The organism is Bradyrhizobium sp. KB893862 SZCCT0404 (assembly GCF_018130885.1).
GTDB classification, from domain to species: domain Bacteria; phylum Pseudomonadota; class Alphaproteobacteria; order Rhizobiales; family Xanthobacteraceae; genus Bradyrhizobium; species Bradyrhizobium stylosanthis.
In genome coordinates, this window is the sequence record NZ_JAFCLT010000003.1 from 432,175 (window position 1) to 452,746 (window position 20,572).

At 65.2% G+C, this 20,572-nt stretch carries 22 protein-coding genes; 6 read left to right on the plus strand and 16 right to left on the minus strand.

Going from position 1 to position 20,572, the window contains the following annotated elements:
• Positions 1–103 precede the first annotated feature (103 nt).
• Positions 104–2,197 (plus strand): methyl-accepting chemotaxis protein, encoded by a 2,094-nt coding sequence (locus JQ617_RS15975; protein WP_212027139.1) that lies wholly within the window; start codon positions 104–106, stop codon positions 2,195–2,197.
• 191 nt (positions 2,198–2,388) lie between these two features.
• On the opposite strand, the gene JQ617_RS15980 is transcribed toward JQ617_RS15975, so the two are convergent.
• Complete coding sequence (locus tag JQ617_RS15980; RefSeq protein WP_212027140.1) at positions 2,389–3,036, minus strand: DUF2865 domain-containing protein; 648 nt, start codon at positions 3,034–3,036, stop codon at positions 2,389–2,391.
• A 19-nt stretch (positions 3,037–3,055) separates the two neighbouring features.
• Complete coding sequence (locus JQ617_RS15985) at positions 3,056–3,832, minus strand: L,D-transpeptidase (protein ID WP_212027141.1); 777 nt, start codon at positions 3,830–3,832, stop codon at positions 3,056–3,058.
• A 210-nt stretch (positions 3,833–4,042) separates the two neighbouring features.
• On the opposite strand from JQ617_RS15985, the gene JQ617_RS15990 reads away from it, so the two are divergent.
• The 3 genes from JQ617_RS15990 (at position 4,043) to JQ617_RS16000 (ending at position 6,140) form a co-directional block, all read left to right on the plus strand.
• Positions 4,043–5,155, plus strand: a complete 1,113-nt coding sequence (locus JQ617_RS15990) for an AI-2E family transporter (protein ID WP_212027142.1) — start codon at positions 4,043–4,045, stop codon at positions 5,153–5,155.
• A gap of 79 nt (positions 5,156–5,234) precedes the next feature.
• Positions 5,235–5,606, plus strand: a complete 372-nt coding sequence (locus JQ617_RS15995) for an ElaB/YgaM/YqjD family protein (RefSeq protein WP_212027143.1) — start codon at positions 5,235–5,237, stop codon at positions 5,604–5,606.
• Between the two features lie 78 nt (positions 5,607–5,684).
• The gene (locus JQ617_RS16000; protein WP_212027144.1) at positions 5,685–6,140 is read left to right on the plus strand and encodes a hypothetical protein; all 456 of its coding nucleotides are present in this window, start codon (positions 5,685–5,687) and stop codon (positions 6,138–6,140) included.
• Between the two features lie 2 nt (positions 6,141–6,142).
• On the opposite strand, the gene JQ617_RS16005 is transcribed toward JQ617_RS16000, so the two are convergent.
• Genes JQ617_RS16005 through JQ617_RS16015 form a run of 3 tightly spaced genes read right to left on the minus strand, consistent with a single transcriptional unit; the run spans position 6,143 to position 9,548 of the window.
• Positions 6,143–6,328 carry a hypothetical protein gene (locus JQ617_RS16005; RefSeq protein ID WP_212027145.1) on the minus strand — a complete coding sequence of 62 codons (186 nt, stop codon included), beginning with the start codon at positions 6,326–6,328 and terminating at the stop codon, positions 6,143–6,145.
• Complete coding sequence (locus JQ617_RS16010; protein WP_212027146.1) at positions 6,325–7,533, minus strand: PepSY-associated TM helix domain-containing protein; 1,209 nt, start codon at positions 7,531–7,533, stop codon at positions 6,325–6,327. The genes JQ617_RS16005 and JQ617_RS16010 overlap by 4 nt, the downstream gene beginning before the upstream one ends.
• A gap of 5 nt (positions 7,534–7,538) precedes the next feature.
• Positions 7,539–9,548 carry a TonB-dependent siderophore receptor gene (locus JQ617_RS16015; RefSeq protein ID WP_249157143.1) on the minus strand — a complete coding sequence of 670 codons (2,010 nt, stop codon included), beginning with the start codon at positions 9,546–9,548 and terminating at the stop codon, positions 7,539–7,541.
• A gap of 696 nt (positions 9,549–10,244) precedes the next feature.
• Here JQ617_RS16015 and JQ617_RS16020 point away from each other — a divergent pair.
• On the plus strand, positions 10,245–11,393 hold the full coding sequence (locus tag JQ617_RS16020; protein ID WP_212027147.1) for an OpgC domain-containing protein: 1,149 nt from the start codon (positions 10,245–10,247) through the stop codon (positions 11,391–11,393).
• 92 nt (positions 11,394–11,485) lie between these two features.
• Positions 11,486–12,094, plus strand: a complete 609-nt coding sequence (locus JQ617_RS16025) for a TetR/AcrR family transcriptional regulator (RefSeq protein ID WP_212027442.1) — start codon at positions 11,486–11,488, stop codon at positions 12,092–12,094.
• Between the two features lie 62 nt (positions 12,095–12,156).
• Here the strand turns inward: JQ617_RS16025 and JQ617_RS16030 are convergent, their stop codons facing one another.
• The 11 genes from JQ617_RS16030 to JQ617_RS16080 all read right to left on the minus strand — a co-directional run bounded on the left by JQ617_RS16030 (position 12,157) and on the right by JQ617_RS16080 (position 20,571).
• Positions 12,157–13,812 (minus strand): CHASE domain-containing protein, encoded by a 1,656-nt coding sequence (locus tag JQ617_RS16030; RefSeq protein ID WP_063694230.1) that lies wholly within the window; start codon positions 13,810–13,812, stop codon positions 12,157–12,159.
• 299 nt (positions 13,813–14,111) lie between these two features.
• On the minus strand, positions 14,112–14,735 hold the full coding sequence (gene ureG / locus JQ617_RS16035) for an urease accessory protein UreG (protein ID WP_212027148.1): 624 nt from the start codon (positions 14,733–14,735) through the stop codon (positions 14,112–14,114).
• A 159-nt stretch (positions 14,736–14,894) separates the two neighbouring features.
• On the minus strand, positions 14,895–15,623 hold the full coding sequence (locus JQ617_RS16040) for an urease accessory protein UreF (RefSeq protein WP_212027443.1): 729 nt from the start codon (positions 15,621–15,623) through the stop codon (positions 14,895–14,897).
• Positions 15,604–16,263 carry an urease accessory protein UreE gene (gene ureE / locus JQ617_RS16045; protein WP_212027149.1) on the minus strand — a complete coding sequence of 220 codons (660 nt, stop codon included), beginning with the start codon at positions 16,261–16,263 and terminating at the stop codon, positions 15,604–15,606. The genes JQ617_RS16040 and ureE overlap by 20 nt, the downstream gene beginning before the upstream one ends.
• A 12-nt stretch (positions 16,264–16,275) precedes the next feature.
• Positions 16,276–16,575 (minus strand): putative quinol monooxygenase, encoded by a 300-nt coding sequence (locus tag JQ617_RS16050; RefSeq protein WP_212027150.1) that lies wholly within the window; start codon positions 16,573–16,575, stop codon positions 16,276–16,278.
• 24 nt (positions 16,576–16,599) lie between these two features.
• Entirely contained in the window at positions 16,600–16,899 is a 300-nt protein-coding gene (locus JQ617_RS16055) for a putative quinol monooxygenase (RefSeq protein WP_212027151.1), read from the minus strand.
• A gap of 127 nt (positions 16,900–17,026) precedes the next feature.
• Entirely contained in the window at positions 17,027–18,742 is a 1,716-nt protein-coding gene (ureC, locus tag JQ617_RS16060; RefSeq protein WP_212027152.1) for an urease subunit alpha, read from the minus strand.
• Positions 18,743–18,776: 34 nt separating this feature from the next.
• Complete coding sequence (locus tag JQ617_RS16065) at positions 18,777–19,316, minus strand: HD domain-containing protein (protein ID WP_212027153.1); 540 nt, start codon at positions 19,314–19,316, stop codon at positions 18,777–18,779.
• Positions 19,317–19,318: 2 nt separating this feature from the next.
• Positions 19,319–19,759 (minus strand): endonuclease domain-containing protein, encoded by a 441-nt coding sequence (locus JQ617_RS16070; RefSeq protein WP_212027154.1) that lies wholly within the window; start codon positions 19,757–19,759, stop codon positions 19,319–19,321.
• 92 nt (positions 19,760–19,851) lie between these two features.
• The gene (locus JQ617_RS16075) at positions 19,852–20,157 is read right to left on the minus strand and encodes an urease subunit beta (RefSeq protein ID WP_212027155.1); all 306 of its coding nucleotides are present in this window, start codon (positions 20,155–20,157) and stop codon (positions 19,852–19,854) included.
• Between the two features lie 111 nt (positions 20,158–20,268).
• Complete coding sequence (locus tag JQ617_RS16080; protein ID WP_007605424.1) at positions 20,269–20,571, minus strand: urease subunit gamma; 303 nt, start codon at positions 20,569–20,571, stop codon at positions 20,269–20,271.
• Position 20,572: the final 1 nt, after the last annotated feature.

Here is a 20,572-nt window from a genome sequence, read left to right on the forward strand (position 1 = left end):
CGCCAGGGCACGCGCGTCTGCGCGCATCCCTTTGGTCGTTCGAAGTTCGTTGGGGGCTGCCGATTGGGGGCCACGAACTTCGAAACGCGTACCGGGGTGTCCGATGCTCAACCGCCTGACCGTATCCACGCTGCTCAAAGCGGTGATCCTCTCGACCGCGCTCGTCGTGGTCATCGGCTTCTCGATCAGCGCCTGGAGCTCATGGGGCCGGCTGCAGCAGGCCAACCGGATCGTCGCGGTCTCCGCGGCCTCGGCTGAAGTGTTCAAGGCGATGGCCAACATCCGGGCCGACCGTTCGACCAGCAACCGCCAGCTCACCTCCGACGTCCCGATGGACAAGGACATCGAGAAATACATCCGCGACATCCGCGAGGCCCTGATGCCCGCGCTGGCGCGCACGCTCGAGATCCTGCCCACCACCGATCTTGCCCAGCGCGATACTTTCCTCTCCGAGCTCGGCACGCTGAACAAGACGCTGCTCGCGGCGCAGGCCGAGTTCTGGATCGAGGCCCTCAAGCCGCGCGCCGATCGTCGCGCGGGCCTCGCCAAGGAGTATGTCGCCACCGAGGATGCGCTGATGGCGCAACTCGAGAAGCTCTCCGGCGCCCTCGCCGCCAGCGTCAACCATCAGGATGCGACCATCGACCAGCTCCTGAGCATCAAGCAGATGGCCTGGCTGCTGCGCAATACCGCCGGCGAATCCTCGCAGATCGTGGGCAACGCTCTCGGCAGCGGCAAGATCGCGCCCGAGGTACAGCTCGCCTACACCAAATTCGTCGGCGGCACCGACGCCGCGTGGACCGCGATCGAGCTTGCCGCCGCGGGTATGCAGCTGCCGCCGGCGCTGGCCTCGGCGATCACCGAGACCAGGACGACCTATTTCGATCCGCAATACGCCGCGACGCGCGACGGCGTCATCACGACGATCGCCAAGGGCGAGAAACCGTCGATGACCGCCAACCAGTGGAGCCCCTATTCGGTGCCCCGCATGATGACCGCCGTGAGGCTCGCCGACGCGGCCCTGCAGGCGGCCAAGGACCACTCCGCCGCCCAGCGCGCGACGGCCGTGCAGTGGCTGATCATCAACACCGCCCTGCTGGTCGCCGCGATCGTCCTGACCGGCGCGTCCATGCTGGCCGTCAGCCGCCGCGTGATCACGCCGCTGCACCGGATTCGCGACGCCATGCTGAAGGTGGCCGGCGGCGATCTCGCGGTCGACAGCGGCTACCTCGACCGGCACGACGAGATCGGCTCGCTGGCGGGCGCGCTGGAGACGTTCAAACAGCAGGCGATCGACAAGCTCAAGATCGAGGAACAGGAGCGCGAGCGCAATGCCGGCGCCGCCGCGCGCCAGCGCGCGATGGAAGCCTATGTCGGCGAGTTCGAGGGCGTGGTGCGCAAGTCGCTGGGCGAGCTGAGCGAAGCCTCCGGCGAGATGCGCAAGACCTCGGGCGACCTCTCCGCGGTGTCGCGCCAGACCAACGAACGCGTCGAAATCGCCGGTAAGGCCTCAAATGACGCCTCCATGAGCGTCGACAGCGTGGCCGCTGCCGCCGAGGAACTCTCGGCCTCGATCAACGACATCAGCCAGCAGGCCGCCCATGCCGCGGGCATTGCCAGCCGCGCCGTCAATCAGGCCCGGGAGACCGACGGCACGGTTCAGGGGCTGGCGCAGTCCGCAGGACGCATCGGCGAGGTCGTCGGCCTGATCAACACCATCGCGGCCCAGACCAATTTGCTCGCGCTCAACGCCACGATCGAGGCGGCACGCGCCGGCGAGGCCGGACGCGGCTTCGCCGTGGTCGCATCCGAGGTGAAGTCCCTCGCCAGCCAGACCGCGAAAGCGACCGAAGAGATTTCCGAACAGATCGCCGACATCCAGAAGGTCGCGGGCGATGCCATCAACGCGATCCAGGCGATCGGCGGCATCATCGGCGAGGTCAACGAAGTCGCGACCGCCATCGCCGCCGCCGTGCAGGAGCAGGGTGCGGCGACGCAGGAAATCACCCGCAGCACGCAATATGCGGCGCAGGGCACCAAGAACGTCTCGGACAACATCACCGGCGTGAAGGCCGACGCCGACACCGCAGCCGGCGCGGCGGACAACGTCAAGCAAGCCTCCGAGACGCTGGAGACGCAGAGCCGCCAGCTCGGCCAGCAGGTCAGCGATTTCCTGGGCAAGATCCGCGCGGCGTAGGCAAGACGGCGCTAAACCCCCAATGTCGTCCCGGCGCAGGCCGGGACCCATAACCCCAGGGAGGAGTTGCTGCGCGAGCAGATAACTCCGAGTCTTCGCCAAACCCAATCCTGTGGCTATGGGTCCCGGCCTGCGCCGGGACGACGGCAGAACTTGAGGCTGCGGCGTCGCATCACACGCGAAGCGCCTGCCTACTCCTTCGCCACCACCGGGACTTGGCGGAACTTGGCGCGGACTGACTCCGGCAGCGGCGAGAAATTCACCGCGACGCCGCGGCGGTCATTGGCGCTGCGGTTCGCGACCACGAGGCCATCGCTGCCGGCAACGATGTCGCCCTTGCGCAAGGTAGGGTCGTCCTCGACCTTGACCTGGGCGAGACCGACAGGGTCCTTGCCGTTGCAGGTGCAGCCGGCGACGATCTCGTTGCGATAACGGAACGCGTTAGGCAGATCGGAATAGGATTTGCCCCTGTCCGTCGTGGCGTCGTCGATATTGCTGCCATAGACCAGCGAGGTTTCGGACGCCGGGCAGAAGCTCTTGCAGGACTGCGCCTTGCTCTCGGCATCGTTGCCCTGCGCCGGGAAATACCGGCCATCACAGCCACGCACGCAATAGGCGGTGCCGCCGCCATAGGCGGCGCGCCGGGGCTGGTCGTAGCGCGGCATGTCGTCATTGGGGAACGGGACGCGGATCTCCGGCGGCGGCCGCATCCGGAAGCCGCCGAACAATTGCGAGAAGAAATCCTGCGCATGCGCCGGCGGCGTCAGGGCGAGGCCGAACGATGCGACGGCGAGGAAAGCCGCCGCACCAGCCGGTTTGCTCATCGAACGTCTCTGCATATGGCCTCACTCAAACGCTTCAGTTCACGGCCGACGTCGTGACATTCAACGCCTGCCGGCCCGAGGGCAGCGTCGTCACGGCCGGGCGCTTGCGTACGGGGTCGCCGCCCCTAGCCATCAGCGGCGCGTTCTTCGGCAGCACGACGACCTTGGCGCCGACATCGACGCGGCTGAACAGGTCGGTGACGTCCTCATTGGTCATGCGAATACAGCCGGAAGACACGAACTTGCCGATGGTGGTGGGATCATTGGTGCCGTGGATGCGGTATTCGCTTGATCCCAGATACATCGCGCGGGCGCCGAGCGGATTACCGGGGCCGCCGGCGACGAAGCGCGGCAGATAGGGCTGGCGCGCGATCATCTCTGCCGGCGGGTGCCAGTCCGGCCACTCCGCCTTGCGGCTGACGCTCTGCACGCCCGACCAGGTAAAGCCCTCGCGGCCGACGCCGACGCCGTAGCGGATCGCGCGGCCATTGCCGAGCACGTAATAGAGGTAAGTATTGCCGGTATCGATCACGATGGTCCCAGCCGGCTCGCCGCGGTCGAAGCTGACGATCTGCTTGCGCAGGCGATCGGGTAGCTGTGCATCCTCGTCGGCCGCCTGCGCCTCGTCGTTCACATAGCCGCGGGAATAGGTGGTCTGATCCTGCGGATAGGCCTGCGGCTGCATGGGGAGATAGCCGAGCGTTTGCGCGCTCGCCGCCCCGAACGGTACGACGAGCAGTGCGGTCGCGAAGGCAAAAGCGGTGGTGGCGCGCGGCGAGAAGCGGCGGCGGACGGCAAGGAACGTTGTCATGTGCTGCCCCGTTGGATGGGCGCATCAGGGTGATGCGGCTTGCCAACAAACGCAGGCAGGGCGACTCAAGTTCCGCGCGGTGCCGCTGCAACGACGTCACAGTCAAGCGAGCGCAACTTCACGAAGCCGCGATGGAACCCTAGCGTTCCCTCAGCGTTTCACCATCCAGCAATGGGCGCGCGGAAGGCTTTCCGTGCGGGGAGATATGTTGTGCGCGTCCTTCCCAGTGAACGTTTGATGTCCGGCAGCGGCGAAGGTGATCCGCTCCCCGGTAGCACTGCCGAATTGCCCCCGGTCATCCGCCGCACCGAATTCGTCGCCTTCGCGCTAGCCGGCCTGCTCCTGATCGCCGTGGTCACGGTGCTCTATGTCGCCCGGGCGTTCTTCCTTCCCGTGGTGATGGCCTTTGTGGTCGGCACCATGCTGTCTCCGGCGGCGACCTTCCTGGAAAACCGCAAGGTGCCGCGCGGGCTGGGCGCCGTCCTGATCGTGATTGCCGTAACCGCGGTGGTCGCCTTCGTCGTCGCCCTGATCGCATCGCCCGTGATGGAATGGAGCTCGCGGCTTCCGGAGCTGGGCGCCCAGTTGAAGGACAAGCTCCATATATTCGACCGGCCGCTGGCGCTGTGGCAGGAGCTTCAATTAATGGTCGGCGGTTCGGAAGGGCTGCCGAGCTTCCAGCTGCCGAAATTCGAATGGGTGCAGCCGGCGCTGGAATTCCTGTCGCCGACCTTCACCGAATTCCTGCTGTTCTTCGTCACCCTGATCCTGTTCATCGCGAGCTGGCGCGACCTGCGGCGGGCGCTGATCATGACATTCAGCGACCGCGATGCGCGACTGCGCACGCTGCGCATCCTCAACGAGATTGAGGTTCATCTCGGCAACTACCTGCTGACGGTGACCGTCATCAATGTCGGGGTCGGCATCGTCACCGGCCTCGTTTGCGCAGTGACCGGCATGCCTAACCCGGCCGGCCTCGGTGCGCTCGCGGCAACCCTCAACTTCATTCCGATCATCGGGCCGGTCGCGATGTTCGCCGTACTGGTCGTTGTAGGTATCGTCGCCTTCCCGACCCTCGGCGCCGGCCTGCTGGCCGCCGTCGCGTTCGGCGGCATCACGTTCCTGGAAGGACATTTCGTCACGCCGATGATCATCGGCCGCCGCCTGGCGCTGAATGCGCTGGCGGTGCTGCTGGCATTGGCGTTCTGGACCTGGCTGTGGGGGCCGATGGGCGCCTTTCTGTCGTCGCCGCTGCTCATCGTCGGGCTGATCCTGAAGGAACATCTGTTGCCGGAGGACGCGCCGCAGCTGCCGCAGGCCTGAGGCGGTTTCCACAAACGGAACTTACCCCAGTACGAAACGTTTTCCGGCTATCTCAGCCGCCAACAATTCGGAGTCCCAGATGTCATCGAGTCAAGCCGAAGCCGGGATGAGAGACTGGACCGACAAAGCCACCAGAGAACGCCTCGAGAAGGATGTAGCAGCCGTGAAAAGCGATATCGCCGCCCTCACCGATCAGATCACCGACGCGCTCAACACCTTTGCCAATTCCACCAGCAAGCAGGCCCGGCGCGGCTATCGCCAGGCCCGCGAGAACATGGATTCGGCGATCGACGACGTGTCGGAGCGCGGCAGCGCCATGATGGGCGCAGCGCAGGACGCCTACGGATCGATCGAGGAGACGCTGGAGGATGCGATCACGCAGCGGCCGCTGGCGACCGTCGGGCTCGCGCTCGGCATCGGCTTCCTGATCGGCGCCGCCTGGCGGCGGTAAGGTCGCGGAACGGATCGAGAGGACGGCAGCGCGGCTGCGCTGCCGGTACCGGCTTGTGGGGATCTGAGGAGCAAGGCCATGTTTCAGCGCATCATTGACGGGATCAGTGCATCCGCCGGCTCGACCGCGCGACTGACGTCCCTTGCCGCAGGCGCCGCCTTCGCGCTGTTCATCACGACCTGCTTCCTCTGCGCCGCGGCCTTCATCTCGGTCCTCGACAAATATGGTCCGGTGCAGGCCTGTCTCGCCGGTGCCGGCATCTTCTTCCTGCTGACCCTGACCGCGGCTGTGAGCTATTGGGCCTACAAGCGGCAATTGCGCAAGGAAGCCCACATCGCCGCCGAGCGCGCCGCCAAGTCCGCAGCGCACAGCATGCTCGCCGACCCCATGCTGCTCGCCACCGGGCTCCAGATCGTCCGCGCGATCGGTGTCAAGCGGCTGCTGCCGATCCTGGCGATCGGCGGCGTCGCACTCGGAATCATGGCGAGCCGTGCCGGCGTCGCCGACGAGGCATCGGCCGAGCCTGCCGAATAGTCTCAGCTCGTCCGGCTGCGAAGGATGCAGATCGCGACCACCGCGAGCGGAATGGTCAGCGCGACCCACGACAGCGGCAGCCATATCCCGGTCTGACCGATCAAGGCGGCCAGCAGGCCGAACACGCTCAGCGCCGCGAGCAGGACCGGCCAGCGCCAGATCAGACCGAGCGAACGATTGCCGGTCATTCCGCGGCTCCCGGCATTTGCAGCGCGACGGCGGACCGAGGCTGCGTTTTCGCGGCCCGGGACCGCACCAGCCAGAGATAGAGCCCGCTGCCGAGCACGACGATGGTGACGAGGTCGAGCAGGACCCAGATGATCTTCAGCGGCATGCCGCCGTAGTCGCCGAAATGCAGCGGACGCGAGAGCTCCAGCGCGCGCAGATACCAGGGCATGGTCACCGCCGACACCAGCGCGCCGCTTCGCCCATCGACCAGCACCGGGCTGAACAGCCGCGACGTCAGCGGCTCCTTGCCCTTGGTCCAGACCACGTAGTGGAAGGGTGATCCGAACGGCGAGCCCGGAAACGCAATGCTGGTGGTGATCATGTCGGGAAATGCCGCCTTCACCGTGTCGTAGGCCGCCTGGGTCGAGGCAATCTCGGAGACCTGCGGCACCGGCTTGCCGCGCATCGGCGCCAGCATCGCGCGCACGTCGGTCTGCTGCCACAGCGCGAACAGCGGCGTCGAGAGCTCGTTGATCACGCCGGTCGCGCCGACCACCAGCGCCCAGCCGAGCGTGACGACGCCGAGCAGATTGTGCAGGTCGAGCCATTTCAGCCGCCGTGACCGCGCCGCGCGCACGGTGCCGAAATCCAGCTTGCGCATGAAGGGACCGTAGACCGCGATGCCGGACACGATTGCCGCGCAAAACAGCAGCGCCATGGCGCCGAGAAACAGCTCGCCCGGGAGCCCCATGAAGAGGTCGCGATGCAGCGTCAGCATCAGTTGCAGGAAGGTGAGCCCGTCCTCGCCGAACGGCTTGGTTTGTTTCAGCACGTCGCCGGTATGGGCATCGAACCGGATCGAGTGCAGCGCCTTGCGGTTGGCGCTGAACGCCTCCCAGGAGCTCGCCATGTAGACCATGATCTTGGGCTCGTCGTCGTCGACGAACACCGAGACGATGGTCTCGCCGGGATACAGCTTCCGGGCGGCCTCGACCACCCGGTCGAGATCGACATTGGGCGTACCCTTCGGCACCTGCGCGTAGGGCAAGGCATCGTCGAGCAGGCCGTTGATTTCCTCCCGCAGCACCAGCGGCAGGCCGGTGATGCAGATCAGCAGCAGGAACAGCGTGCAGATCAGGCTCGACCATTTGTGCACGAACAGCCAGCGCCGCAGCGCGGGCTTTCGTCCATAGACGCGTTCGCCGAAGACCGCCTGCCCGCTCATGTCCGTCACCATTTGTAGCGCAGCGTCGCAATCACGTTGCGGCGCAGGCCGTAATAGCAGCCGATGTCCTGGCAATAGGTCACGTAGGTCTTGTCGAACAGGTTGGTCGCATTGACCTGCGCCGAATATCCCTTGAACAGCGGCCCCAGCGCCGAGAAGTCGTAGTGGATCGCCGCGTCGAACAGCGTCACGTCGGGGACGTAGAACGTGTTGGCCGTATTCCCCGGAAGCTCGCCGATATAGCGGACGCCGCCGGACAGGCCGAAGCCGTCGAGCACGCCGCCGCGGAAGGTGTAATCCGCCCAGACCGCGGCGGAATTCATGGGGAAGCCGACCGGATGCTTGCCGAGTTGCGCGGCGGTGTTGGTCCTGGTCACGACGTTGTCGAGATAGGTGTACGAGGCCAGCACCGTCAGCTCGCGATTGACCTCGGTCTTGGCTTCGAGCTCGATGCCGCGCGACCGGATCTCGCCGGTCTGGACGCGCTGCCCGGGCCCGTGTGCCGGATCGGTATCCGGCGTCAGCACGTTCTGCTGAACCAGGTTGAACGCCGCAATCGTGTAGAGCGACTTGTCGTTGGGTTGATACTTGATGCCCACCTCTTCCTGCTTGCCGGTGGTCGGCGCGAACGGACTGCCGGCAAAGGTCGTGCCGGCGGTGGGCTGGAACGATTCGGTGTACTGGATGTAGGGCGCAATGCCGCTGTCGAACTTGTAGAGCAGCGCGCCGCGCTTGGTGACCGCGGTATCGGACTTCGGGCTGGTCGTCGTGATGTTCGACGCGAGCGCCGTGCTGTCGGTGCGGGACTGGGCGAGGTCGTGGCGGATGCCGAGCAGCGCCACCCAATGGTCGTACTTGATCTGGTCCTGGATGTACTCGCCGACCTGATCGATCTGCTGGCGGTTTCGGGTCGTGAACGGCACCGGCCCGAACGGCGTGCCATAGACGGGATTGAATGCGTTGATCGGCGGAGCGACCGCAAGCGCGCCATTGAGGGTCTTGTCGACGCCGTTGCGGTAGTCGATGCCGGCGAGCACGGTGTGCTCGAACGGGCCCGCGTAGAACTTCGCCTCGGCCTGATTGTCGACGGCGATGGAGCGGATGCTTTCCTGCGTGGTGAAGGCGCCGCGAGTCATGTTGGAGGGATCGGTACCGGAGTTGGGGGACACCACCGCAAAATCCGTGCTGAGGTCGGTGTAGCGCAGGTTCTGCCGGACCTTCACGTTGTTGTTGAAGCTGTGCTCGAACAGATAGCCGACCGAGCCGTAGGTGCGGTCGGTCTTGTCGAAGCCAGGCTCGCCCGAATAGAAGCTGGTCGGGATGAAGCTTCCCTTGAAGGGCGTGATGGTGCCGATTCCGAGCGGCGACAGCTGATTGTAGAAGCCGGCCTTGGGATCGCGCTGATAGGTGCCGAGCACCGTCAGCGTCGTGTTGTTGTCCGGTCGCCACGTCAGCGACGGCGCAATCGAGATGCGCTGGTAGTCGCCGTGATCGACCTGGCTGCCGACGTCGAAGCCCGACGCCGTGAAGCGGTAGAGAAACTCCTTGTTCTTGTCGATCGGTCCGGACAGGTCGACACCGGCCTGCATGCGGCCATAGCTGCCGGTCGAGACGAACATCTCGTGATAGGGATCGAGCGTCGGCCGCTTCGAGACCATGTCGACGAGGCCGCCCGGCGACGATTGGCCGTAGAGGATCGAGGCCGGGCCGTGCAGGATCTCGACCCGCTCGAGATTGAACGGCTCGACCAGCGAATAGGCGAAGATGCCGAAGTTCAGCAGCCGCAGCGAATCCAGATACTGGTCGGCGAGGAAGCCGCGAACATAGACGGCATCGGTGCGGGCGTCGGCGCCGGCAAATTCGCCGCGCGTGCCCGGCGTATACCGCACCGCCTGCGCGATGCTCTGCGCGCCCTGGGCCTGGATCTGGTCCTGCGTCACGACCGAGATCGCAGCCGGCGTCTCGATCAGCGGCGCATCGGTCTTGGTGCCGGTCGCGCTCCTCGTCGCGACCATGCCGTCGACATGGCCGAATGCCGACTCCTTTTTGCCTCCGCCGGATCCAGCCCCGGCTGCGGCCGCGGCGGCGGCGCCGGCTTGTGTATTCGCGCGCGAGACCGCACGGGCGCGCGCCGCGCTGCGGCTGCGCGAGGATGATGCGGTGGCCCGCTTGCGGGCCTCGCTTGCCTGGACAACGACCGTTCCAAGCTCCGTGCCTGCGCCCGCCGCCGACGCACCCGAGGTTGATGATTGGGCCGCCGCCCCGCCCGTAACAACGATCAAAACAACCGAGCTGACGGCCCCCATGAACCGCCAGCGCCCCACTTCCAAGACGCCCACTGCAACTTCCCCAACTTCCAACGACTGCGCAACGCAGCCGGACCAAGGAGGTAGCGCAGCGGTTCAATGTTGCGGGCTGGAAGCCTTCCAGACTGGATGTTTTCCATTTCCAGACTACAGAGGTGCTGCAGGTCGGAGCAGACACGTGCAGCACCGGGAGCGATCGGTGCCGTCCGCCGCCGCAGGCGGATTGTCGCCTTTGCGAAAGTTGCGTTTCGGGCGGATCAAACGCGGACCGGCGAATGCCCTGGGATTCACAGCGCAATTTTGCGTCGGCCGGGACAATTTGCCCTCCGCTCACGCAAACGCTACTCGGATAGGCAGGCGGTTGCCGGTAAAAGCATCACCCTGATTCCCAAAGCTATTTTACTCATGAAACCGTCGGTCAAGGCGAACCTCGCCGCATTCCATCACGACGCCAGGCTGTATTTGACGCTCGGCATCGCCAACTGGTCGGTGTTCGTCGACCACATCCCGAACAACGTCGTCAACCTGCTGACGCTGCGCAATTTCGGCTTCAGTGGCGCCGCCGACCTGTTCGTGTTCGTGGTGGGCTACGGCGTCGCCATCATCCACGGCCGGATGGCGCTGGAGCGCGGCTACCTGGTCGCGGCGACCCGCATCTTCCGTCGCGTCTGGCGGCTGTATGCCGCCTACGTCGTGCTGTTCGTGATCTATATCGACACCATCGCCTATGTCGCCTCGCAATCGATGGCGCCGGAGATCATCCACGAATACAACATCTCCGGGATTCTCGAGCACCCGCTGCGCATCCTGGTCCGTGGGCTCGTGCTCCAGGAAGAGCCGCTGAATCTCGACCTGCTGCAACTGATGATCCCGCTGATGGCGTTCTTTCCGCTGGTGCTGTGGGGATTGCTGCGACGGCCGAACGTGACGCTCGCCGCATCGGTCGCGCTGTACGTCGCGGCGCGCTGGTTCGACTGGAATTTCCGGGTCTATCCGGACCAGGACTGGACCTTCAATCCGCTGTGCTGGCAGATGCTGATGGTGCTCGGCGGCTGGTTCGCCGTCACGGGCGCACCGGGGCGCGCGCTGCACCGCATGCCCTGGCTGCGGATCCTCGCGGGCGCCTATCTCGTGTTCGCGATGGCCGTCACCCTGATGCGCCATTCGCCGGCGCTGTCCGCCTACCTCCCCGACGTCCTGCTCAACGGCATCGCGCCGACCGACAAGGAAAACCTCGCGCCCTATCGCGTGCTCCACTTCCTCGCGCTCGCGTTCATTGCCACCCATCTCATTCCGGCCGAGCATCCCGGCCTGAAGTGGAAACCGCTCCAGGCGGTGATCACATGCGGCGAGGAATGGCTCGCGGTGTTCTGCGTCGGTGTGTTCCTGTCCTTCGCCGGCCATCTCATCCTGATCACCGGGCCCAACCTCGTGGTGATGCAGATCGCCGTAAGCATCGTCGGCTTCGCCGCGATGACCGCCGTCGCCTATTACATCACCTGGTCGAAACGGCAGGACCTGCCTGCCGCCTTGCGGCAGCAGGCGTCGAGCTAGATCGCTGCGACAACAAAATCGTGCGATTCTGCTAGGCCGAAAGCAACCGCTGCGCTATGCCGGGACTCCTGTGCGAGGAGACCGGCGTGGCGATGGCGAAAGGCGGGGGTGACGAGGCTGACAGCGCGCCGCGGCGCGGCCGGCCAAGGTCGATCGAGACCACCAACGCCATCCTCGAAAGTGCCTATGCGCTGATGGCCGCCACGGGCCTTGCCACCACCACCATCGACGCGATCGCGCGCCACTCCAGCGTCTCCAAGATGACGATCTACAAATGGTGGCCGTCGCGGGAGGCGCTGCTGATCGACGCGTTCCTCCATCATGCCGCGCAGATGCTGCCGCTGCCGCCCGCGAGCTCCGGCACGCCGGCGGCGCGCGCGCGTCGCCACGCCGCGGCCTATGCCGAGGCGCTCCAGGGCGAGTTCGGCAAGGTCCAGCTCGCCGTCATCTCCGAATGCATCTCGAAGACCGGCTCGGCGGAACTGTTCTACGCCCGCTATCTGCAATTCCGCCGCGACGCGCTGGTGGACATGATCGCAGCCGGCCAGAAGGACGGCAGCATTCTCGCCGAGGGGCTGCCTGAGGATCTCTACGACGCGATCTACGGCAGCCTGTTCTATCGCTACGTCTTCGGCATCGCACCGATCACGCCAGGCTACGCGCGCGGCCTGGTCGATCTCGTCCTGCGGCCGAAGAGCTAGAGGACGATCCGCAACAGCGCGAAGCGGTTTTCCGAAGAGCTCATGCGCGAGACGACAAGCGCCTACCGCACCGGCCTGACCGGCGCCGAGATCTTGTCGGTGCGGTCGCGTTCGGTCATATCGACCACCGTCTGCATCGGCGCCGTCAGTTCATAGACGTAGGAGACGTCGGTGAAATAGCGCTTGGCGGTACCGCCGAGCGCCTCGGGCGCGACGCGGTCGAGCAGGATCAGGCCGAAGTCGGAATCGGGCCGGCGCGTTGCCTCGCTGGTGTTGAATTCCTCCCAGCGGAAATGGAAGACCTCGTCGGGCTCCTCGCCCGTCACCGTCCAGGCGGCGGTGATGTGCGGATGCTTGCCGACCAGCGACAGGCCCTCGTCGGAATGCGAGGCGAGCTCGAAGAACAGCAGCGACAGGCTCTGCGCCGCGCGCGCGCTGACCGCGATATCGGGGCCGGTGACGGCGATGCGGTCCGCATGCGGGATGGCGCGCGCCTCGAACAGGCCCTTGAGCTTGACGCCCTGCCACTGGCTCTCGCTCAGCAGCGACACCACGTTGGACATGGCATGGATGCGGCCGATCAGGAGCTCGCGCGCCACGTCGATGTCGGAGCCGTGGCGCAGCGTGCGCGTCACGATCGACTGGATCACCGCCAGGATGTTCTTCACGCGGTGGTTCAGCTCGTCGATGACCGCGGTCAGGCGGCGCTCGAAGCCGATCCTGACCTGGATCTCGCGGCTGAGCCTCAGATTGTTGTACGCGACATAGCCGAACAGGCCGCACACCATCGCGGTGATGGCAAAGCCGATCGCGGCCACGATGATCGCGGTCTGCTCGGCACGGCGCAGCGAGTTGGTCTTGGCGTAATAGCCGAGCTGCCAGTCACGGCCGCCGAAGCTCACCGTGCGTGTCGCCGACGGCGGTGGTCCGTCCGCTCCCATGCGGGTGGAGACAATGCCCTGGTCGTTGGCGACGAGCTCGCCGCCCTCCTTGCGGGGGTCCTTGAGTGCGACCGAGAACAACGACATGTCGTCATTGGTCAGCATCAGCGAGGCAAGCTCATAAGAAAATGTGACGAAGCCGGCCGGCTCCGTTGCTCCCTCGGGAATCACGGGGGCTGCCACGATGACGCCGATCGGGCCGTTGCCGCGCAGCAGCGGCACCGGGTCGGAGGCCACCGACCGCTTCTCGATCCGGGCCCGGGCGAGCATGGCGCTGCGCACGGGGTCCTGATCATAGCTGCGGCCGGGGAGCGCCTTGGTCTCGTCGCTGCGCGGCTCGAGATCCAGCAGCACATCGATCGGCTGGGTGAGGCTCGCCGGATCGATCGGCTTGTCGCTGTAGTCGCGGATCTGCGGTCGCGGGAAGCCGGCAGCCGAGATCGCGGATTGCGCCGCAGCGAGCTCGTTCGGCTGCAACCGGGCGACCCAGCCGGCCACCACGAAATCGGTCTTGAACGCGTAGATCGCCGAGCGCAGCGGCTCCAGCATGTTGGGCTTGAGCACCGACGGCGCACGGAACAGGCCTGAGGCGACACGGGCAAGCAGCTCGCGCTCGGTGAGCCGGTCCTGGACCAGGCTCGCATGGACATCGATCGCACGCGCCAGCGCGATCCGGTCCAGCGCCAGCTCCTGGTCGTGGACGCGATAGGCGGCGAGCCCGGAGAGCAGCACTCCGAGCAGAGCGATGAAGCCGATGATGAAACCCAGCCTGACCACGCGACTACTCAGACGGAAGCGGGAGGTCGGCAATTAACACGGAGCATATGAACGCCGCTCGAACGGCCATGTGCCGAAACAGGGTGAACCCCAATGGCGGAGATAATGGAGGAGGAGGCATCAGTACGCAACTTGGGTCGCCTGAAAAGCTTAATCCGCCCGGCCGAGGGTCCGGCCAACGCGGGCTTTGCTCCGGGCACCGAAGGTAGATAATCGCCATGTCGGAATTTTGTTCCGCCGCGGCAGCTCTGCCTCAGGCGTTAACGGCGAAAATCCCCTGCGCCAAGTCGTCGCGTCGGTCAGCCCGCCCGTTTCAGGCCGCCTTTGGCCTCGATGAAGCCGACGATGCGGTCGAGCCCCTCGCTCTTCTTCAGGTTGGTCATGACGAAGGGCCGCTCGCCGCGCATGCGCCTGGCGTCGGTGTCCATCTTTTCCAGGGAGGCGCCGACATGGGGGGCGAGGTCGATCTTGTTGATGACCAGCAGGTCGGAGCGGGTGATGCCGGGACCGCCCTTCGACGGGATCTTGTCGCCGGCGGCCACGTCGATGACGTAGATGGTGAGGTCGGCAAGCTCCGGGGAAAAAGTGGCAGCGAGATTGTCGCCGCCGGACTCGATCAGCACGAGATCGAGGCCCGGGAATTTGGCGCGCATGTCCGCGACCGCGGCGAGGTTCATCGAGGCGTCCTCGCGGATCGCGGTGTGCGGACAGCCGCCGGTCTCGACACCCGCGATGCGATCCGAGGTCAGCGATCCCGAGCGCACGAGGAATTCCGCATCCCATTTGGTGTAGATGTCGTTGGTGATCGCGGCGATGTCATAGCGCTCGCGCATGGTCTTGCAGAGCAGGTCCATCAGCGCAGTCTTGCCCGAACCGACCGGGCCGCCGACGCCGACACGCAAGGGGCCGTGAGAAGTCGCCATTGGTTCTATCCTATCGTCGTCCTGGCGAAAGCCAGGACCCATTACCACTGAAGCTCGTTGTTGCAGCAGGCCGGGGCCACAGTCCGCCATAACCACGCAGATCAGGGGTTATGGGTCCTGGCTTTCGCCAGGACGACGGCGGAGTGTGACGCCCCCCACTCATGACCTGAACAGCCGCGTATATTGCGTCTCGTGCCGCAGGCTGGCGAGATCGGCGCGGAACGTGGCGCTACCGAGATCGTCCAATGCCGCATTCAGCGCGCGATGGGCGGCCGCCGCCACTGCGGCTTCCAGCTTCACCAGCACACGCTGGCTGTCGGTCTGGCCGAGCGGAATGAGGCGGCTGGCGGCGGAGATCCAGTTCGAGACCAGCGCATGCAGGAAGGCGTGCAGCGTCGGCGCCAGCGGCACGCCATGCATCGCTGCGACCACGCCGACCGCGACGGGATAGACCAGTGGTGTCCGGCATGCCGCAACCATGGCATCCAGCCCTTCCGCATCCCACGCGGCGCGCGCGATGTCGATGAAGGCGCGCCCCTGCGAAGCCGTCTCCAGTTGCCGCTCCCGCGAGGGCACGAAGGCGGCCGAAAGCTCGGCGACGTCCTTGAGAGCGGTCTCCTCGCCGGCTTCGGCGGCACGATAGGCATGGACCAGGAAGGTCGCGTCACAGAAGCCGGAGCCGTCACCGAGCATCGCATCGAGCCAGTCGGCGAGCGTCGCGACGTCCGTGATATCGCCAGCCTCGACGGCCCATTCGATCCCGCTGGAATAGGAAAAGCCGCCGACGGGAAACGCCGGCGACAGCCAGGTCATCAGCCGGTACAGCGCCGCCGCCTCGCGTTCGGCGAGGTCACCGGCACCGACTGGCTCATTTGTGGTCATGAGCATGCTTGTGGCCGTGGTGATGGTCGGGATGGTCGCAATGCTCGTCGTGATGATGATGATCGTGTCCATGGTCATGCGCGGCATGATCATGGCCATGATGGTCGTGGCCATGGTGGCCATGGTGATCGTGGCCATGATCGTGATGATGATGGCCGTGATCGTGGTGCGCGTGATCGTGATGTGCATGGTCATCATGGCCGTGTCCGTGACCAGCATCGGCGTAAGCGCCGCCTTCGGGATCGAACGGGGCCTCGATCTCGACCACGCGCGCGCCGAGGCCTTTCACCATGGCTTCGATGACGTGGTCGCGGCGGATGCGCAAGGCCTTGGCCATGATCTGCGTCGGCAGATGCCGGTTGCCGAGATGCCAGCCGACGCGGATGAGGTGGTGCGGATCGCGGCCGCGGATCTCGAGCAGCGGCTCGGGCGCCGCGACCACTTCCACCAGCCGGCCATCCTCCAGCACCAGCGCATCGCCGCCGCGCAGCGCGACGGCGTTCTCGAGGTCGAGCAGGAACTCGAGGCCGCGCGTCCCCGTCATCGCCATGCGGCGGCGGTGCCGATCGTCGAAATCGAGCACGACCGTGTCCGCCGGCGTCTCCGTGAAGCGGTGCTGTCCCTTAACCTGCGTCGCCCGGATCATTGGCTTGTGTCCTCAGAACTTCTCGACCTTGCCGTCGCTGATGATCTCGATCACCGTCGGCGCCGTCTTCATCTGCGCGGAATATTCACGCCACACCTTCATGTGCGGCGCCCGGCCGTGGGCGTTGAGATCCTCGCGGGTCTCCCAGCGCTCGACCACGACATAGAGGTTCGGATTGTTGACGCTGACGTTGCCGTCGTAGGAGATACAGCCCTTCTCCTTGAGCGTCTCGACGGTGCAGGCCTTGTGACCTCTAATGAAGTCGTCCTTGTTCTCCGGCTTCATCGGCGTGGTGGCGATGACGTAGATCATGGGGGTTATTCCCTGTTCTTCTTGTTAGCGAACGTCGACCTTCTCGGGCGTGATGTACTCAATCTTCGGCGGCGCCGTGAAGCATTTCACAGCGACCCGCCCGAACGTCTTCATGTGCTCGGCGGCACGATGCGGTCCCAGCGCCTCCATGTTCTCCCACTGCTCGACGAACACCATCTTGGCGGGATCGGTGACGCTCTCATGCAGGTCATAGGCGATATTGCCGGGCTCCTTGCGCGTCTCCTTGATGCAGGCGGTGGCGGCTGCAATGAATTCGGCGCGCGTCTCGGGCTTGATGGTCAAGGTGGCAACGACGTAGATCACGAAATCCTCCCGGCTTTTCTTCTCTGAGTTAGGTACCGGGCGGGACATTAGACCAGGCGGGACCGAACGCAAAACCGGAAAAGCCGTCCCCCGGACCTGCGCCGGGGGCATGCATCGGGACGCTATTTCAGTACATGAAATATCGCTGCGCCATCGGCAGCACCTCGGCGGGCGCGCAGGTCAGAAGCTCGCCGTCCGCACGGACCTCGTAGGTCTCCGGATCGACCTCGATGTTCGGCGTGGCGTCGTTGTGGACCATGCTCTTCTTGGAGATCTTGCCGCGGGTGTTCTGGACCGCATAGAGCTTCTTCTCGATGCCGAGTTTTCGCGCGAGACCACCCGCAACGGCCGCCTTCGAAGTGAACACCACCGAGGACGCGGTGCGCGCCCTGCCGAAAGCGCCGAACATCGGCTGGTAGTGCACCGGTTGCGGCGTCGGGATCGAGGCGTTGGGATCGCCCATGGGCGCCGCGACGATCGTGCCGCCCTTGACGATGCAATCCGGCTTGACGCCGAAGAAGGCGGGCGACCACAGCACGAGGTCAGCCATCTTGCCCTTCTCGACCGAGCCGATCAGCTTCGACACGCCATGCGCGATCGCTGGATTGATGGTGTACTTGGCGATGTAGCGCTTGACGCGGAAATTGTCGTTATCCTTGCCCTTGTCCTGCGGCAACGATCCGCGCTGCTTCTTCATCTTGTCGGCGGTCTGCCAGGTCCGGATGATGACCTCCCCGAGACGGCCCATGGCCTGGGAATCCGAGGACATCATCGAGAGCGCGCCGAGATCGTGGAGGATATCCTCGGCCGCGATCGTCTCCTTGCGGATGCGGCTTTCCGCAAACGCCAGGTCTTCGGCGATCGAGGGATCGAGATGGTGGCACACCATCAGCATGTCGAGATGCTCGTCGATGGTGTTGCGCGTGAAGGGGCGCGTCGGGTTGGTCGAGGACGGCAGCACGTTCTTCAGTCCCGCGACCTTGATGATGTCGGGGGCGTGACCGCCGCCGGCGCCCTCGGTGTGGAAGGCGTGGATGGTGCGGCCCTTGAACGCCTTGATCGTGTCTTCGACGAAGCCGGACTCGTTCAGCGTGTCGGAATGCAGCATGACCTGGATGTCGTGATCGTCGGCCACCGACAGGCAATTGTCGATCGCGGCCGGCGTCGTGCCCCAATCCTCGTGCAGCTTGAGCGCGCAAGCGCCGCCCTTGATCATCTCGACCAGGGCAGCGGGCCGCGAAGCGTTGCCCTTACCGGAAATGCCGAGATTGACCGGGAAGGCGTCGAACGACTGGATCATCCGCCCCATGTGCCACGGTCCCGGTGTGCACGTCGTGGCGAAGGTGCCGTGCGACGGACCTGTGCCGCCTCCCAGCATCGAGGTGACGCCACTCATCAACGCGTGCTCGATCTGCTGCGGGCAGATGAAATGGATGTGGCTGTCGAAGCCGCCCGCGGTGAGGATCTTGCCCTCACCCGCGATCACGTCCGTGCCCGGGCCGATGACGATGGTAACACCCGGCTGGATATCGGGATTCCCGGCCTTGCCGATCGCGGAGATCATGCCGTCCTTGATGGCGACGTCGGCTTTCACGATGCCCCAGTGATCGACGATCAGCGCATTGGTGATGACCGTGTCGGCCGCGCCCTGCTTGTTGGTGACCTGCGACTGCCCCATGCCATCGCGGATCACCTTGCCGCCGCCGAACTTCACCTCCTCGCCATAGGTGGTGAAATCCTTCTCCACCTCGATGATGAGATCGGTGTCGGCGAGCCGCACCCTGTCGCCGGTGGTCGGGCCGAACATGTCGGCATAGACGGAACGCTTTATTTTGACGGACATCACAAGCCCCGTTTGCGTTTGAATTTCTGGCTTTTCACAGCAAGGCCTTTGCTGCTTTCACCGCATCATCGAATTTCTCGTCGAGCCACGCATTGCCGCCGCGGCAGCCCGCGACCACCTGCTCTGCCCAGCCGGCGTAGTCGGCGAGGTCCTCGCGCTCTTCAGTGGTCGGATCGGTATGAACGCGGGCGCCGATATTGCTGATCTTGTCGGCGATCTTGATCAGCTTTGCGCCGGGGGATTTGTGCGGAGCGTCCTCGACCTGCTTTTGCCGCCGCTCGGCCTTGGGCAGACTCATGTCGTCGGTACATTCGACAACGAGAGACGCGACTCGCTCGGAGAAGGTTTGCGCGAGCTCCGCGCCCGTTGTGTCGGTGTCCTCGATCACGTCGTGCAGCCAGCCGGCCGCGATCAGTTCGGCATCGGCGCCATCGGTCGCGGCCGCCAGCAGGTTCGCGACCTCGGCGAGGTGATTGATATAGGGCTCATTGCCACGCCCCTTGCGCGCCATGCCGTTGTGGCGGCGCGCGGCAAGCTCGGCGGCTTCGGAAACGAGGCGGATTGGTGTGAGCATTGTTATGCCTCCTCCGCGTCATCAGAGGCACTGCTCCCTCCGTTCCCTCCCCCCTTGCGGGGGAGGGTCAGGGAGGGGGGTGCTCCGGGCTCCGCTGCCTGAAGGATGGCAAGAGCTACACCCTCCAGGTTTTTCATCACGTCGTCATTGGTGAAACGCAACACGCGATAGCCGCGGGAGGCGAGCCACTCATCCCGGGTTTCGTCGTGGCGGACGCGCTCCGCGAAATCGTGACTTTGGCCGTCAACCTCGATAACGAGCTTGCAGGAATGGGCTACAAAATCGGCGATGTAATTGCCCATTGGAGCCTGCCGGCGAAAGCCGAGGCGAGCCAAACGGTGGGCTTTGAGATGACGCCACAGCAGCGTTTCCGCGCGCGTCATCGCGCACCGCAATTGCCGAGCGCGAGTCCTTTGAAAATGAGAGACCTCGTCGTGTGGCATACCCCCCTCCCCGACCCTCCCCCGCAGGGGGGGAGGGAGCGAGACAGTTGCGCTCACCTCACTGTGGACCACCACTCTCATCTCGGTTTACGTCACAGCCTCCCCATGACGTCGCCGCGGAAACCGTAGATGGTCTTCTTGCCCGCGAGCGCGACGAGCTGGACGTCGCGGGTCTGGCCGGGCTCGAAGCGGACGGCGGTGCCGGCGGCGATGTCGAGGCGCATGCCGCGGGACTTCTTGCGGTCGAACTTCAGCGCGGGGTTGGTCTCGAAGAAATGGTAGTGCGAGCCGACCTGGATCGGACGGTCGCCGGTGTTGGCGACCGTCAGCGTCACGGTCTTGCGGCCGGCATTGAGCTCGATCTCGCCGTCCTGGATGAAGAGTTCGCCGGGGATCATTTTATCCTCCTCGTCATTCCGGGCTCGCGCAGCGAGAACCCGGAATCTCGAAACCAAACCTCTGGATTCCGGGTTCGCCCCTTCGGGCGCCCCGGAATGACGAATTCAAAACTACCTGATCGGCTCGTGCACGGTGACGAGCTTGGTACCATCAGGGAATGTGGCCTCGACCTGGATGTCGTGGATCATCTCCGGAATTCCAGGCATCACCTGGTCGCGGGTCAGCACCTGCGCGCCGGATTGCATCAGCTCGGCGACGGTGCGGCCGTCGCGCGCGCCTTCGAGGATGAAATCGGAGATGATCGCGATCGCTTCGGGATGGTTGAGCTTGACGCCGCGGTCCAGCCGCCGCCGCGCCACGATCGCCGCCATCGAGATCAGAAGCTTGTCCTTTTCGCGGGGAGACAGGTTCATG